This is a genomic window from Ectobacillus sp. OTK (genome assembly GCF_059698935.1).
This window is the reverse complement of sequence record NZ_AP048547.1, coordinates 3,955,827-3,969,886: the sequence shown is the minus strand read 5'-3', so window position 1 is coordinate 3,969,886 and position 14,060 is coordinate 3,955,827. Positions and strand designations below refer to the sequence as shown.

15 protein-coding genes and 2 riboswitches are annotated in these 14,060 nt (G+C 45.4%); of the genes, 9 read left to right on the top strand and 6 right to left on the bottom strand.

The window, feature by feature from the left end; all coding sequences use genetic code 11:
- Positions 1-43: 43 nt before the first annotated feature.
- From AC6HZ4_RS19625 to AC6HZ4_RS19605, 5 genes are all read right to left on the bottom strand, one after another.
- Complete coding sequence (locus tag AC6HZ4_RS19625; RefSeq protein WP_497491385.1) at positions 44-556, bottom strand: 1,2-dihydroxy-3-keto-5-methylthiopentene dioxygenase; 513 nt, start codon at positions 554-556, stop codon at positions 44-46.
- Between the two features lie 20 nt (positions 557-576).
- Entirely contained in the window at positions 577-1,188 is a 612-nt protein-coding gene (locus AC6HZ4_RS19620; protein ID WP_497491384.1) for a methylthioribulose 1-phosphate dehydratase, read from the bottom strand.
- Positions 1,185-1,847 (bottom strand): 2-hydroxy-3-keto-5-methylthiopentenyl-1-phosphate phosphatase, encoded by a 663-nt coding sequence (locus AC6HZ4_RS19615; RefSeq protein ID WP_497491383.1) that lies wholly within the window; start codon positions 1,845-1,847, stop codon positions 1,185-1,187. The genes AC6HZ4_RS19620 and AC6HZ4_RS19615 overlap by 4 nt, the downstream gene beginning before the upstream one ends.
- Positions 1,844-3,088 carry a 2,3-diketo-5-methylthiopentyl-1-phosphate enolase gene (gene mtnW / locus AC6HZ4_RS19610; protein ID WP_497491382.1) on the bottom strand — a complete coding sequence of 415 codons (1,245 nt, stop codon included), beginning with the start codon at positions 3,086-3,088 and terminating at the stop codon, positions 1,844-1,846. Before mtnW ends, AC6HZ4_RS19615 begins: the two co-directional genes overlap by 4 nt.
- A gap of 242 nt (positions 3,089-3,330) precedes the next feature.
- Positions 3,331-3,433, bottom strand: a riboswitch (SAM riboswitch).
- Between the two features lie 47 nt (positions 3,434-3,480).
- Positions 3,481-4,671 carry a pyridoxal phosphate-dependent aminotransferase gene (locus AC6HZ4_RS19605; protein ID WP_497491381.1) on the bottom strand — a complete coding sequence of 397 codons (1,191 nt, stop codon included), beginning with the start codon at positions 4,669-4,671 and terminating at the stop codon, positions 3,481-3,483.
- 193 nt (positions 4,672-4,864) lie between these two features.
- Here AC6HZ4_RS19605 and AC6HZ4_RS19600 point away from each other — a divergent pair, with 193 nt between their 5' ends.
- From AC6HZ4_RS19600 to AC6HZ4_RS19560, 9 genes are all read left to right on the top strand, one after another.
- Positions 4,865-5,644 (top strand): carbon-nitrogen family hydrolase, encoded by a 780-nt coding sequence (locus tag AC6HZ4_RS19600; protein WP_497491380.1) that lies wholly within the window; start codon positions 4,865-4,867, stop codon positions 5,642-5,644.
- An 84-nt stretch (positions 5,645-5,728) separates the two neighbouring features.
- Positions 5,729-5,874, top strand: a riboswitch (SAM riboswitch).
- Positions 5,875-5,971: 97 nt separating this feature from the next.
- Positions 5,972-7,153: an S-methyl-5-thioribose kinase gene (mtnK, locus tag AC6HZ4_RS19595; protein WP_497491379.1), complete on the top strand. Its 1,182-nt coding sequence runs from the start codon at positions 5,972-5,974 to the stop codon at positions 7,151-7,153.
- The gene (mtnA, locus tag AC6HZ4_RS19590) at positions 7,150-8,196 is read left to right on the top strand and encodes an S-methyl-5-thioribose-1-phosphate isomerase (RefSeq protein ID WP_497491378.1); all 1,047 of its coding nucleotides are present in this window, start codon (positions 7,150-7,152) and stop codon (positions 8,194-8,196) included. The genes mtnK and mtnA overlap by 4 nt, the downstream gene beginning before the upstream one ends.
- 340 nt (positions 8,197-8,536) lie before the next feature.
- Positions 8,537-8,755: a hypothetical protein gene (locus AC6HZ4_RS19585; RefSeq protein WP_497491377.1), complete on the top strand. Its 219-nt coding sequence runs from the start codon at positions 8,537-8,539 to the stop codon at positions 8,753-8,755.
- Positions 8,752-9,864 carry a GerAB/ArcD/ProY family transporter gene (locus tag AC6HZ4_RS19580; RefSeq protein ID WP_497491376.1) on the top strand — a complete coding sequence of 371 codons (1,113 nt, stop codon included), beginning with the start codon at positions 8,752-8,754 and terminating at the stop codon, positions 9,862-9,864. The genes AC6HZ4_RS19585 and AC6HZ4_RS19580 overlap by 4 nt, the downstream gene beginning before the upstream one ends.
- Positions 9,854-11,410: a spore germination protein gene (locus AC6HZ4_RS19575; protein WP_497491375.1), complete on the top strand. Its 1,557-nt coding sequence runs from the start codon at positions 9,854-9,856 to the stop codon at positions 11,408-11,410. Before AC6HZ4_RS19580 ends, AC6HZ4_RS19575 begins: the two co-directional genes overlap by 11 nt.
- Positions 11,410-12,597 (top strand): Ger(x)C family spore germination protein, encoded by a 1,188-nt coding sequence (locus AC6HZ4_RS19570; RefSeq protein WP_497491374.1) that lies wholly within the window; start codon positions 11,410-11,412, stop codon positions 12,595-12,597. Before AC6HZ4_RS19575 ends, AC6HZ4_RS19570 begins: the two co-directional genes overlap by 1 nt.
- Before the next feature lie 51 nt (positions 12,598-12,648).
- A complete protein-coding gene (locus AC6HZ4_RS19565) occupies positions 12,649-12,795 on the top strand; it encodes a YvrJ family protein (protein ID WP_497491373.1) in 147 nt (48 codons plus the stop codon).
- A 109-nt stretch (positions 12,796-12,904) separates the two neighbouring features.
- Complete coding sequence (locus AC6HZ4_RS19560; RefSeq protein ID WP_497491372.1) at positions 12,905-13,354, top strand: DinB family protein; 450 nt, start codon at positions 12,905-12,907, stop codon at positions 13,352-13,354.
- Between the two features lie 71 nt (positions 13,355-13,425).
- On the opposite strand, the gene AC6HZ4_RS19555 is transcribed toward AC6HZ4_RS19560, so the two are convergent.
- Entirely contained in the window at positions 13,426-14,052 is a 627-nt protein-coding gene (locus tag AC6HZ4_RS19555; RefSeq protein WP_497491370.1) for a DUF955 domain-containing protein, read from the bottom strand.
- Positions 14,053-14,060: the final 8 nt, after the last annotated feature.

The window sequence follows — 14,060 nt, the reverse complement described above, 5'->3', positions numbered from 1 at the left end:
TCCGATAAGGAAGTTGGCTTTTCTTATGAGCTTGGCCAAGTTCTTAGTAAATCGGCACCCAGCCTTCAGTTGTGATAAAGATACGAATTGCTACGACTTTGCGGTCTTCCATTAATGTGAAGTAGTGGCGTGTGTTTTCCGGTACGGAAATTAAGTCGCCTGGCTCTAGTTCTACATCGAAGAAGCGGCCGTCTTTTCCTTGGATGACAAAGATGCCGTGTCCGCTCACGATAAAGCGCACTTCATCGTCTGTATGATGGTGTTCCTGCTGGAATTTCACAAGAAGCTCTTCTAGGTTAGGCGTTGTTTCAGAAAGGGAGATGACGTCAGCTGTTTTATAGCCGCGGCGCTCGGAAATGTCTTTAATTTCATCCGCAAATACATCTAAAATCTCCGCTTTGTTTTCGTCTGTTAACGCGTAGTTTTCTTGCAAATGGGCAGGAAGCTTTGTGATGTCCCACTTTTCATAAATAACCTCTTGCTGTGCTAAAAACGCCGCTACGTCAGCATCATTTTCAATGCGTGTTTCTACTTCATGAATGCGAATTTGTGCCATGATCGAAATCCCCCTTTAGATTATTGTTGTTTGAATGATAACAGCTTTAAATGGAAGCGGAATAAAAACTCATACGCTTCTAATCGCCGCTTTGCATCAAAGCTGTCTGTTCCCCATACAGTAATGCCGTGGTTGCGGATGAGCACCGCGCCGGTATCACCTTGTACATATGGAAGGAATTCCTCTGCAAGTGTTGGGATATATGCATGGTTTTCGATAATCGGAATGGAGATTTCTGCACCTTCCTCCCAAATACCGAGTGCTTTAATGATTTCTTGATCGCGCAGCTTTACTTCTTTATTATATAGATTTGTGATGACATTGTTTTCTACAGTATGAACGTGAAGCACACAGCCGGCATTGCTGTTATTGTAGACGTGAACGTGCAGCAGCGTTTCTGCCGATGGGCGAAGATGCGTTTCCATAGCTGGCTTGCCGTCCTTGTCAACAAGTAAAAAATCATCCGGCGTTGTTTTTGTTTTATCCTTGCCGCTTGCAGTGATTAAAAACGTTAACGGCTCATCGCTTACTTTGATGGAAATATTGCCGCTCGTTGCCGGAAACCAATCACGGTTTGCCAGCTCCTTTTTCACGTCGCTAAGCTCTTGCCAGCGCCGAAACAATTCCTTCATCCTGTTGTTACCTCCACTAGTTTCTCTAGTTCTTTTTGAATGTCATAAAACGTTTCAAACGGTGTATACGCAATGCCGAGCTCCTCGCACTTTTTAATTAAATAATCGCGTGCAAATACTTTGTCCGCAAGCTTCGCGGCTTGCACGTCCGTAACGGAATCTCCGATCATAATTTTCATGCTGCCTTCCTTGCCAAGCTTGCGGATGACAGTTGGCTTACATAAGCCGCAGTCGTTGTCGCAGGCATCATCGCATGAATGAATCCAATTGACGAGAATATGCTCACCGGAAAAATCAGTCGCGTTGCAATATACATGCTCTTCATCAATAAGACCATCAAGCATTGGAAGGACAAAAAAGTCCATGCCGCCCGATACAACGTAAAAATCGATATCATGCTTCTTTGTAAAGGCAAGCAGTTCCTCAAAGCCCGGGCGGATGAGTGCAGTTTCCTTTATGTAGGAGACAATGTCTTCTTTTAAGGAAACTGGAAGAAGACCAAACATACGATGCACGCCTTCACGGATAGAAAGCTCCTGTGATAGCACCTGCTCAATGATATCGTTGACTTTTGGAGGACCAAATTTTTTCATGATGGCAACGATGTTGTCGCTGCTTGTGATGGTGCCGTCAAAGTCGCAAAAAATTTGGATGCTCATGCTTTCACCTCTTCAGTCGGGTTGCCCCATAAACGAAGCGCTGTTTGCAAATGCTCATCTTCATATTGACTGAGCGGAATGCCTTTGATAACAGCGTCAATCGCTGCGCGGAACGCTTTGCCGCCCGCTGCTGTGCCGGCAGGGTGACCGTGTACGCCGCCGCCTGCATTGACAATCGAATCGATGCCAAAGTCGTTGAACAATAGCGGTACAAGTCCCGGATGAATGCCAGCTGATGGTACCGGAATGGAACGCTTAAATGGTTCATTTGTATCGCTAAGCGCTACTGCGATGCCGAGAGCCTGCTCGCGCTCAAGCGCTACGCTGCCGTACGGAGACGGGAAGAGTGAGAAGTCCGCCCCGCAGATGCGCAGCAATTTTCCAAGCAGAAGCGGAGAGGAAAAGCCATAAAACTCAGACGGTGTCAGAGCTCCGCTTACAGATGGATGCGCCATAATTGGGATATAAATATCCTTGTCCTCTGCCAATGCTTGCAGCACGTCAAGTCCGTAAGCAAACACGTTGAATAATAGAACATCTGCACCAAGATCTGCTGCGCGTTTTGCTTTTTCCCTTAAATCGTATGTGCGTCCTGATAGATTGACCGCATACAGCGTGCGAGTACCTTGCTCCTCATAAACGGAGCGAAGCACCTCTTTGCCTGCTGTGATGCGTTCTTCAAATGGTGTGAGCGGGTTATCGAATAGAATCTCGTCATCCTTTACAAGATCAACGCCGCCTAATGCCTGTTCCTTCAGCTGCTCTGTTAGGTATGCCATGTCTCGTCCAATGACACCTTTAAAAATGCTCATTAAAAGCGGGCGGTCATAGACATTAATGAGATCGCGAATCCCGTCTGTGCCAAACTTTGGACCTGGGAACGCTTGCTTTAAATCGTCAGAAAATATTAAATCAACAAGCTTGACCGTTCCGTCAAGAGACAGCTTTCCGAATGCCGTTACAAGCATCGCCGGCAGATCAGGGCTGTAATTTGCGCTTGGATAGTGGATTGTCACTAAGCCGCGCGTCACACGTTTTCCTAAGTATGCGTTTGCCGCGGCGTTTTCCTCTAGCTCTTCGATGCGAATGACATTGCCTTTATGCTTTTGCAGCTGCTGCTGCTCGAGCAGCGGCAGGTCAGTCCATGACCCAATTGTTAAGCCGAGCGCAATGCCTTCAGCTTTTTTGGCTAAGTTATGAGAGCTGTCGTGTATAAGATAAGTAGCTGTAATCCCGCTCATTGTATCCCTCCTAAATAAAGAAAACTTGACCAGCGCCAAGCCCTTGGAAAGGTTGGTGATAGCCTAACTGTACTTATATATGTAGCATTTCCCGCTGCATCGAATTGGTTCTTGTATGGAAATATTTTCTACACTTTAGGAATAAAGTGTAAGTGCAGCTGCGGCTCTGTCTTCGCCAATCGGCGGGTTTCCTTTAAAAGAATAAAAAAACCTCTCGACAAGGAGAGGTTGTATGACCTGATTCCTTATCTATCAGCGCCTGCGCTGTGAGAATTAGCACCGTGCTCAGTCGAGTCGGTTGCCGGGCTTCGTCGGGCTCATCCCTCCGCCTGCTCTTGATAAGAATGGACTAGTGTACAAATTTTGCTATATTGGATTCTGACAGAAAGTACTTACATTGTCAATGTTTTTTGGAAAAGGCCAAGCTTTGCAATGCGGCGGATCGCTTCCTGTAAGCGCTCCTCTGTATGGAGCAGACCGACGCGCACATATCCTTCGCCATGTTCACCAAAGCCATTGCCCGGAGCAACTGCGACGTGCGCCTGTTCTAGTAAGATATCGGCGAATTGCTGCGATGTATAGCCACTCGGAACAGGGAGCCATGCAAAGAAGGAGCCTTCTGGTGCCTTCACATTCCAGCCAATGGAATGACAGGCAGATACTAATGCTTCGCGGCGTAATGCATAGCGGGCTACAAGCTCGTCAACGCACGTTTGCGGCTGGAGCAATGCTTCCCTTGTTGCTTCTTGAATGGCACCAAAAATGCTCACATACATATGATCCTGCAGCAGGTTAATCGCTTCAATGACGCTTTCGTTTCCGACTGCAAAGGCGATGCGCCAGCCAGCCATATTGTAAGTTTTCGACATTGTGTAGATTTCAATACCTGTTTCCTTTGCGTCCTCTGCTTGAAGGAAGCTAATCGGCTTTTTCCCGTCGAACCCGATTGCGCCGTATGCGAAATCGTGGCAAACTAAAATATTATGCTTATTTGCGAAAGCAACTGTTTCCTCAAAGAACTCCTTTGTCGCGATTGCACCTGTCGGATTGTTCGGGTAGTTGAGGAACATGAGCTTTGCTTCGTCCGCAATTTCCGGTGCAACCCTGCTATAATCAGGAAGAAAGTTGTTTTCGGCAAGCAGCGGCATCATGCTCATCTTTGCGTTTGCAAGAGCGACGCCGGACCAATAATCCGGATAGCCTGGGTCCGGTACTAAAATCGTGTCTCCGGGCTCAGTAAAACAGATAGGAAGTTCGACAAGGCCGGCTTTGCCCCCAAATAAAATTGCGACTTCCTTTTCCGGATCAAGTGTTACACCGTATTCGCGCTTATAAAACACCGCAACTGCTTCCTTTAAGCTGTGTGTTCCGCGAAATGGAGGATATTTATGATGCACAGGATTTGCGGCAGCCTCCTGCAGTGCTTGTACGATATGGTCCGGAGTTGGTTGATCCGGGTTCCCTTGTCCTAGATTGATGACATCATGCCCTTCGCTCATCACTTTGTTTACCTTTTGTACGAGTGAGGCGAAAAATTGAGTCGGCAGCTGTGTTAAAGTGTGAGAAGTTTTAAAAGATTTCATATCTTTCACCTCTTTGAAAAAATCTTGCAATTCTAGTGACCAATCATATATGTTTATGAGTGGTTTGTAAAGAAAAAAATGGGGGCGGGAATAGCGCTGTTTTTACGATTTTAATGGAATATGTAAGTTTTTTCTATTGTCCCCTTTTCTATAATTATAATATAAAAACTAGATACAGGAGGTTCTTATAATTATGAAAGTAGCATGCTTGCAAATGGACATTGTATTTGGCGATATTGAGGAAAATGTAAAGCGCGCGGCGGAGCAGCTCTCTGCTGTAATGGAGCAGAAGCCTGATGTTGTTGTGCTGCCCGAGCTTTGGACAACCGGATATGATTTAACGCGTCTTGATGTGCTTGGTGATGTTGACGGAGTACATGCAAAGAAGGTAATGAGTGATTGGGCAAAAACGTATAGCGTAAACATCGTCGGCGGTTCGATTGCGAAGCGTACGGACGATGGCGTAACAAATACAATGTATATGTTCGACCGAAGCGGCGAGCTTGTCGGCGAGTACAGTAAAGTGCATTTGTTCCAGCTGATGGATGAGCATAAGTTTTTAGCATCTGGCAGCGACGCAGGGCATTTCACAATCGACAATGTGCTATGCGCCGGCTTTATTTGCTACGACATTCGTTTTCCTGAGTGGCTGCGCGTGCATACGTCGAAGGGAGCAGAGGTGCTGTTTATCGTTGCGGAATGGCCGCTGCCGCGTCTTGCGCATTGGCGTACATTGCTGACGGCACGCGCGATTGAAAATCAATGCTACGTCGTGGCATGCAACCGCGCTGGAAGTGATCCAAACAATGTGTTTGCGGGGCATTCCATGATCATTGATCCTTGGGGCGAAATTGCAGCGGAGGCAGGAGAAGAAGCCGAAACGCTCGTTGGTACGCTTGATTTTGCGAAAATCCCTGAGGTGCGTCGCGGCATTCCAGTTTTTGAGGATCGCCGTCCAGATTTATACAAGTAAAAATAGCAGAAAAGCTATTGACTTTCCTATCTTTGAACTGTATATTCTTTTCAGAATCTTAAAATTTTCTGACAATCATATATACTCTTATCAAGAGCAGGCGGAGGGATTTGGCCCGATGAAGCCCAGCAACCGGCCGTAATACCATTGTGAAATGGGGCGCAAACGTGGCGCCTAGTAAGGCACGGTGCTAATTCCAGCAGAAAGAGAAACTTTCTGACAGATAAGAGGGGAGAAGAATGCTTTCAAACCTCTTTCGTTAACGAAAGGGGTTTTTCTTATGGAAAACCCCTTATTTACGAATACTAATTTAGGGGGGCTATTACGATGACATATAAACCATTAACAGTAGAAACTGCAGTCGAGCTGGCAAAGCAGCACGGATATTTTGAAGAAGATGCGCTCTTAACGTGCAATGAAATCGGAGACGGTAATTTAAACCTGGTGTTCCACATTACAAGTGAAGAGAGGGGAATTATCATTAAACAGGCCCTTCCATATGCAAAGGTTGTCGGCGAAAGCTGGCCGCTCTCTCTTCGCCGCGCGACGATTGAAAGCAATGCGCTGCAAACAGCAGCGAAATATGTACCGGAGCTTGTGCCGGAGGTTTTCTATCATAATGAGGAAATGGCGATTACTGTTATGGAGGATTTATCCCGCATGACAATTGCGCGCAAGGGGCTCATCGACGGCGAGGATTATCCGTTATTATCTGAGCATATCGGAATGTACGCGGCGAAAACTTTGTTTTACACATCTGACTTCGGTATGGAAGCACAAGAAAAACGCGTGCTAGAAGGGAAATTTGTGAATCCGGACTTATCTAAAATTACGGAGGACTTAGTCTTTACGGATCCGTTTGGAAACTACAATACAAACAACTTTGAGCCAGAGCTGCAGCCAGCGGTTGAGGAGCTTTGGAACGACAGAGAGTTAAAGCTGCAGGCGGCACAATATAAATATAAGTTTTTAACGAATAAACAGGCATTAATGCACGGCGATTTGCATACAGGAAGTATTTTTGCAACTGCGTCTGAAACGAAGGTGATTGATCCTGAGTTTGCCACGTTCGGGCCGATCGGTTTTGATTTGGGACAATTTTTCGCAAACCTGCTGATGAATGCAATCTCTCGTGAGAAGGCAAAGCGTGAGATTTTGTTCTGGCATGTTGAGAATACTTGGAAGGTATTTTCGCAAACCTTTACAGCGCTGTGGCAAACAGAGGGCGCAGATGCTTACGTGAATGCTGCTCCGGAGTGGCTGGAGGTCGTACTTGAAAACATCTTCCGCGATGCGGTCGGATTTGCAGGCTGTGAAACAATCCGCCGTACAATCGGTTTGGCGCATGTAGCTGACTTAGATGGCATTGCTGACAAAGAGGCTCGTTTAGAAGCAAAGCGTCATGCGCTTCGTCTTGGCAGAGCGCTGCTTCTTGCAAAGGAACCGGCCCTTGATATTTTCCGCACACAGTTTACAGCAGCGGAACAAAGAAAGGAAGTACAAGCATGAGCACAGTATTAGCGATTCCTCAGTCTGTAGAATGGAAGGGCGACTTTATTTCTTTATTAAATCAAACAAAGCTTCCAACAGAAGTAGAATATAAAGCTTTAACAACGATCGAGGATGTATGGAACAGCATCGTCGCGCTTGAGGTGCGCGGTGCCCCTGCAATTGGTATTACTGCTGCATTTGGACTTGCGATGCGTGCGAAGCAGTATGATACAAACGATATCGCAGAGTTTTTAACAAATCTGCGCCGTGACCGTGACTACTTGGCAAGCTCCCGTCCGACGGCAGTGAACCTGTTTTGGGCGCTTGACCGTGTTGTGGCGAGCGTAAATGATACGTTCACAGTTGCAGAGGCGAAGGCACGTGTGGAGGAAGAGGCGCTTCGCATTCAGCAGGAGGACGAAGAGGTGTGCCGCGCGATTGGTGAAAATGCGTTTACGCTCTTTAAAGATGGGGATAAAGTCATGACGATTTGCAACGCGGGAAGCATTGCAACAGCCCGTTACGGCACAGCGCTTGCTCCGTTTTATGTAGCGAAGGAAAAAGGAGTAGACTTAAAAGTATATGCAAGCGAAACACGTCCTGTACTGCAAGGTGCTCGTCTGACAGCTTGGGAGCTGCAGCAGGCTGGAGTCGATGTCACGCTCATTACAGATAATATGGCAGCAAATACAATGGCGACAAAAGGCATTGCTGCAGTGATTGTCGGCGCGGACCGAATTGTCGCAAATGGTGATACAGCGAACAAAATTGGAACGTTTGGCCTGGCAGTACTCGCTAAGCATTTTGGTATTCCCTTCTATGTGGCTGCTCCTCTGTCCACATTTGATCCTACGCTTGCGACAGGTGATGAGATTGTGATTGAAGAGCGCAATGAAGCAGAGGTTACGCATGTGCATGGTACACGTGTTGCACCAGAAGGCGTTGCGGTATATAACCCGGCATTTGACGTGACGCCAAATGAGCTCATTACAGGAATTATAACGGAAAAAGGAATTCTTCGCGGCAATTATAAGGAAGAAATCGCGAGGCTGTTTGCGTAAAAAGATTGTTAAGAGTTTTTTAGTGCAAGCAAATGAGATAGCACATAAAATATTATGGGTTTTACGCAAAAACGCTGTTGAACGATGCAACAGCGTTTTTTATTTCGAGATTTGAATCCTCTAATTCTTCTCATTTTTTAACTTTGTTCCTCATTCAGCATCTCAAAAACAGTAAATCAGTGATGGCTTCCATTGATGAATTACGAGGCAGTTCATCTCTTTCCCAAAGTGCAATAGAGGTCGTTCCTATATACGGACTATTGAATTATATACTCTGCATTTCTTTCCAAGTGTTACACATACTACAAGTAATGAAAATCGCAGCAGCAAGGAGGGAAATATGGTGAGTACAATGGTCTTTGTCTTATATTTCTTTATTCTTATAGCATTTACGGCATTATTAGATTCCTTCTTGTATCAACAAAGCTTTTGGAAGGCCTTATTCCGTCTTGTTACATACTCTGAGCATCGTCTTGTTATCTTTATGACGCTATTTATGGGGTTAGCCTGGAGTGGCGTGAATGACTGGCGCAGTAGAAAGAAGGAAAGGAATCTATGAACGAATCAATGAAGGAACATCTCTCAGCTTGGCAGGCTCTTATCCTCATTATGAATTTTGAAATCGGCAGTGCCGTTGTTGTTGGAATTGGCGTGGAGGCGAAACAGGACGCGTGGATTGCAATTGTAATCGCAACTGTGCTCGGGGTGCTTATTGTTTGCGTCTACAGCTATCTCCTTTCGCTCGCGCAAGGAGAGAACCTATACAGTGCGCTTGATCGAGGATTTGGAAAATGGATTGGCCATCTCGTTACCTTTTTATACACAGTCTATTTTTTGTATTTAGCCGCACGTATTATCCGCGATTTTTGCGAGCTTGTGAATACCGCTATTTTGCCGTATACACCAATGGAGATCATTATTTTTTCTTTCCTTATTATCATGGCATATATGGTGTATAAGGGAATTGAGGTGATGGGGAGAACAGCGGAGGTTTTTTCTCCTTTTGCCCTGTTATTCGTGCTTGTGATTAGCTTTTTGCTATGGGCCAGCGGTGCGCTGCACCTTGATGAATTCCAGCCTATCCTTGGTGACGGCTTTGCTCCAGTATTCCACGCTGTCTTTCCAGAGCTCCTTACCTTTCCGTTTGGAGAGACGATTTCGTTTCTGCTTGTGCTGCCTCTCCTTCGACATCAGAAGCATGCTAGGAAGGTTGCGGTTTGGGGCGTTATAATAAGCGGTGTTTTATTAGTAATTTCTGCGTTTGTTCAAATTGCATCGCTCGGATACGAGGCGCGCACGCGTTCGAGTTTTCCGCTTTTAAGCGCAGCGAAAAACATTTCGATCGGTGATTTTTTTGAACGTGTCGATGCGTTAGTTGTATTCGTGATGATGCTGGGAATCGTTGTGAAATCAAGTATCTTTCTTTTTTGCGGCTTAAAGGGGATTGAGCACTTAACGAAGCGTCCGTACCGTCATTTTACAATGCCTGTTTCATTTCTCGTTGCACTTACTGCTGTATGTATGTCCTACAATTACGCAGAGCACATCGAGGAGGGCATTAAGCTTGTTACGATGTATTTTCATGTTCCTATGCAGTTTGTCCTGCCGAGCTTTCTATTAGGTATGCTGTGGCTGAAGAAGAGAAGGAGGGAGAAGAATGCCTCATAAGAAGGAAGACAAGTATATTCATGTTTCGGATGCACCGCTATCTTCGAAGCTTAAAGAAAATAGAAGCCGATTGCTGGAGACATTCGGACATACAAGCGATTTAGTGGAAATCTCTGTTACAGTGGCCGGTCAGGAGGGCATATTATTATTTTTTAGTACGCTTGTGGATGCCAAGGGATTAAACAAAGAGATAGCGGAAGTGTTGACTCAAATTGATTTGCAATATAAGCAAAACATTCTCAGTATAGAACAATTCGAAAATATTCGAAAGCAATTTTTAAATGGGCTTCCTTTTAAATATGTACACACCTTGCATGAGGCAGCAGCCGCTTTGTTGGAGGGACATGTTATTTTGCTGCTGCACGGATTCATATCATCGCTTGCGTTAAGCGTTACAAATCCGAAGATGAGATCCATTGCGGAGCCTAGCACACAGACCATTGTGCGCGGGCCAAAGGATAGCTTTATTGAGGCGCTCGAGGTAAATAAAGGCCTGATTCGGCAGCGGCTCAAAAATTCCCGTCTCCGTTTTGCCGACTTCATGATTGGCTCTGAAACGCAAACGATCGTGTGCATTGCCTATTTAGAAGGAGTCGTGAAGAAGGAGCTTCTCGAAGAGGTGAAAAAGCGCCTTAATGATATAAAGGCTGTCTCTATCATAGATTCAGGGCAGATTGAGGAATTTATTACCGATAAAGCCATTACACTTTTTCCGACAACGTATAATACGGAACGCCCTGATATTTTAACCTTGCATATTTTAGAGGGGAAAGTGGCTATTCTTGTAGATGGAACACCATTTGCGTTGAGCGTTCCTGCTTTTTTTAGTGATTTCTTCCAAGTATCTGAGGATTATTATCAGCCGTTTTTCATGTCCTCCTTCGTCCGGTTTGTACGTTATTTGTCTTATTTTCTTTCTCTTCTTATGCCGGGGCTATATGTGGCGCTTACTACGTATCATTTGGAGCTTATTCCCACCCCGCTTCTTGTTAGCATTATTGGGCAAAGGGAAAATGTGCCGTTTCCTGCCATCGTGGAATTGTTCATTATGGAAATCACCTTTGAAGTTCTGCGTGAAGCTGGTGTCCGTATGCCGCGTGCCGTCGGCCAAACAGTATCAATCGTAGGCGCATTAGTTATCGGACAGGCAGCGGTAGAAGCCGGCATTGTCTCTACAGTGATGGTGATTGTCGTTGCGGTAACAGCGATTGCAAGCTTTGTATCGCCTATTTACAGCTTTTCAAGCTCGTCGAGGCTTCTTCGTTTTTTGATTGCAGTTAGTGCCGCTATATTTGGTTTATATGGTATTTTGCTGATTTTAATCACGGTTGTTATCCATTTATCTGCAATCCGAACATTTGGTGCTCCCTATCTTGCCCCGATTGCGCCGCTCATTACGGAGGATCAAAAGGATGTATTTATCCGTATGCCGACATGGATGATGCAAAAGGGCGCAAACAGGATGAAGAGGGATTTTTATGTGAACGAACAGGATACAGCTACTCCCATTCACGACCATATAGAAAAAGAGAGGGAGAAAGAGTGATGCGCAAGCTGACAGCTCTTATTTGTATGCTGCTGATGCTGAGCGGTTGTTGGGATGCAATGGAGTTAAATGATATTTCGCTTGTAACTGGAATTGGACTCGATCCAGGTAAGAATAAGCGTTATCGTGTCAGCGTTGAGGCATTGAATGCAACGGAATACTCGAAGGGACAATCCTCGCAGGCTGGTTCTTCAAATTCGGTTGTTGTCTCTGTTGAGGGAGATAACGTTCAGGAAGTGCTGGAGCGTCTTCATACGAAGCTTGCGCGATATTTAGTTTTTTCACATATGCAAATGGTTATTGTGAACGAGAAGGTAGCGCGGGCAGGATTTAATGATGTGCTCGATTGGCTCGAACGAAGCCGGCAAACACGCAATAAGCTAAGCTTTGTAATCGCAAAGGATGCGACAGCCGCTAAACTGCTGCAAACGACCTATCCAATTCAAAAGGTAAGTACGCTAAAGCTGAAAAAGCAGCTATATTCTGCTAGCCGGTATTGGGCCCTAAGTATCGATGTACAAATTCGTGATTTTTTACGGGGGATGTCGCAAAGGGAAGGTGACGCTGTTTTGCCGGCGGTTACACTTACAGGAAGCAGAAAGGGTGGGAAAAGCTTAGCAGACCCGTCGCCAAAGCCGATTGTAACGATTTCTAATTTGGCTGTTTTTAAAGGCTATAAACTTAAAGGCTTTTTGCCGCTTGCCGATGTGAAAAATGTAATGTGGGTGAGGGGGAAAATAAAACGTACTGAGGTAAGAGTGTTTTGTGAAAAAGGAGGAGAAAAGGATTCTTTTTCAGTGAATTTATATGATGTGCATACAAAGATTCGAGCGTTCTACAAAGAAAATATCCCGTATTTTCATGTAGCTATTACGCAGGAGGGAAGAATCGACAATAGCGAATGCAGTGAATCCTTAATATCTAGTGATATGTATAAGAAGATGAATAATCAGGTTTCGCAAATGGTGAGAAATGAAATTATAAGCACAATCCATAATGTACAGAAAACATACAAGGCTGACATTTTTGGCTTTGGAGAAGAGATGTACCGTCAGAAGTATAAGCAATTTAAGAAGATAAAGAATTGGGATGAGGAGTTTACCCGTGCTCAAGTTAGTGTAAGCGTTGAGACAAATCTTGTTCGCTCCGGCATGCGTACAGATTCCTTTATAAATTTTAAGCGGTAGCCTATTTTCCCTCCTTTTCTTTATATATAAAGTGAAAAGGAGGGAGTAGCTATGGAAGAATGGATGAGGCAAATCGGCAATGTTGGCTTTCCAATTGTGGTAACGCTATATTTGCTGCACCGTATTGAAAGCAAGCTGGATGCCGTCGTTGTGGCCATTGAAAAGCTGCCGCAGCACTTTTCCGTAAACGACAAGTAGAGAAGAGAGCGTGTGAAGGATGCTGCAGTGTGCGTATCCTTTTACAGCGCTCTTTCTTTTTTGTATAGTAAAGATTGGAAATGTATGCTTTTCAGAGGGGGAGATCTATATGTCAAAGCAATTTGAATTAACGCGCGGCGCCTTGCTTCGCTTTGCGGCGAGCTTAGATGAAGGTAAGGCAGATGTGCAGCCGCAAGGATTTAACAACACGATTCGCTGGCATATTGGCCATGTGCTCGTAGTAACGGAGCAGCTTTTTTTTGGATATCCAGATCGTTCGGCTAATATTCCTGCATCCTATAAAGCAATGTTTGGGAATGGTACAAAGCCTGCTGATTGGAAGGGCCATGCACCGACGCTTGAGGAGTTAACTGCGCAGCTGGAGGAGCAAGCGAAGCGTGTTCGCGAGCTGCCGGAGGATTTCTTCGCGCAAAAGCTTCCGTTTCAATTGCCGTTTGGGAATTTTGAAACATTTGGAGAGCTATTCTGCTTTGCGTTGTATCATGAAGCCGAGCACCTTGGTCAAATGAAGGCAATGAAGCGTATAATTGAAGTGTAATAAAAGAAAAACTGCCGCAGCCTGTTTTGCTCTCTGCGTTCGTTAGATATAAACAAAAGCAACCGGTTTAATTATCGCCGGTTGCTTTTTTCTTTTAATAGCGGGCTGTGCAATGCGGTTTGCCGCTGATTGGATGTGAGTAAATCCTCTGGATGGCGCCACGACTTCGGAGAAGGAATAATCGGGTACATCAGGTTATGGGAATTTGGATGATGCACTTGACCGTCGGGACTGTCTGGATCTGAATTTGTCCATACTCCTTGTTCGCGGCGTGTTAGTAAAATATGTCCAAGCTCATGGGCGAGCGTGTATAAATTTGAATGGGATGCCGCGCCGTTTGTTAAAACAATAAAGCCCTTTAGGATTCCATTTGAGACGCGAGAGCAGGCACAGGCAATCACGTTCTCTTCCCGGAAGTAGTCACCGCCAACATAGCATACATAAATATCTGCTCTTGGGGAAAGCGCTGTAGCATGATGCATCAGACGGTGTACCTTTGGCTGCTCCGTAAACGGGGTAAGGTAGCTGATTTCCCGGTCGGTGAAGATGTAAGAGGAGCTAAGACGAACGATGCGCGTAACCGAGAAGCGAATGGGGTACCAAATATCCTCCGCGCACAAAAAATCCCGTTTTAAGCGGTTATAATCCGCTTCTGCACCGGGGGCAATGCATATACATACGTTAACATACAGAGTCATAACGACAC

Excerpts from the sequence above, each read along its gene's own strand:
- AC6HZ4_RS19625 (WP_497491385.1), bottom strand. The coding sequence starts at position 556 with ATGGCACAAATTCGCATTCATGAAGTAGAAACACGCATTGAAAATGAT.
- AC6HZ4_RS19620 (WP_497491384.1), bottom strand. The coding sequence starts at position 1,188 with ATGAAGGAATTGTTTCGGCGCTGGCAAGAGCTTAGCGACGTGAAAAAG.
- AC6HZ4_RS19615 (WP_497491383.1), bottom strand. The coding sequence starts at position 1,847 with ATGAGCATCCAAATTTTTTGCGACTTTGACGGCACCATCACAAGCAGC.
- mtnW (WP_497491382.1), bottom strand. The coding sequence starts at position 3,088 with ATGAGCGGGATTACAGCTACTTATCTTATACACGACAGCTCTCATAAC.
- AC6HZ4_RS19605 (WP_497491381.1), bottom strand. The coding sequence starts at position 4,671 with ATGAAATCTTTTAAAACTTCTCACACTTTAACACAGCTGCCGACTCAA.
- AC6HZ4_RS19600 (WP_497491380.1), top strand. The coding sequence starts at position 4,865 with ATGAAAGTAGCATGCTTGCAAATGGACATTGTATTTGGCGATATTGAG.
- mtnK (WP_497491379.1), top strand. The coding sequence starts at position 5,972 with ATGACATATAAACCATTAACAGTAGAAACTGCAGTCGAGCTGGCAAAG.
- mtnA (WP_497491378.1), top strand. The coding sequence starts at position 7,150 with ATGAGCACAGTATTAGCGATTCCTCAGTCTGTAGAATGGAAGGGCGAC.
- AC6HZ4_RS19585 (WP_497491377.1), top strand. The coding sequence starts at position 8,537 with ATGGTGAGTACAATGGTCTTTGTCTTATATTTCTTTATTCTTATAGCA.
- AC6HZ4_RS19580 (WP_497491376.1), top strand. The coding sequence starts at position 8,752 with ATGAACGAATCAATGAAGGAACATCTCTCAGCTTGGCAGGCTCTTATC.
- AC6HZ4_RS19575 (WP_497491375.1), top strand. The coding sequence starts at position 9,854 with ATGCCTCATAAGAAGGAAGACAAGTATATTCATGTTTCGGATGCACCG.
- AC6HZ4_RS19570 (WP_497491374.1), top strand. The coding sequence starts at position 11,410 with ATGCGCAAGCTGACAGCTCTTATTTGTATGCTGCTGATGCTGAGCGGT.
- AC6HZ4_RS19565 (WP_497491373.1), top strand. The coding sequence starts at position 12,649 with ATGGAAGAATGGATGAGGCAAATCGGCAATGTTGGCTTTCCAATTGTG.
- AC6HZ4_RS19560 (WP_497491372.1), top strand. The coding sequence starts at position 12,905 with ATGTCAAAGCAATTTGAATTAACGCGCGGCGCCTTGCTTCGCTTTGCG.
- AC6HZ4_RS19555 (WP_497491370.1), bottom strand. The coding sequence starts at position 14,052 with ATGACTCTGTATGTTAACGTATGTATATGCATTGCCCCCGGTGCAGAA.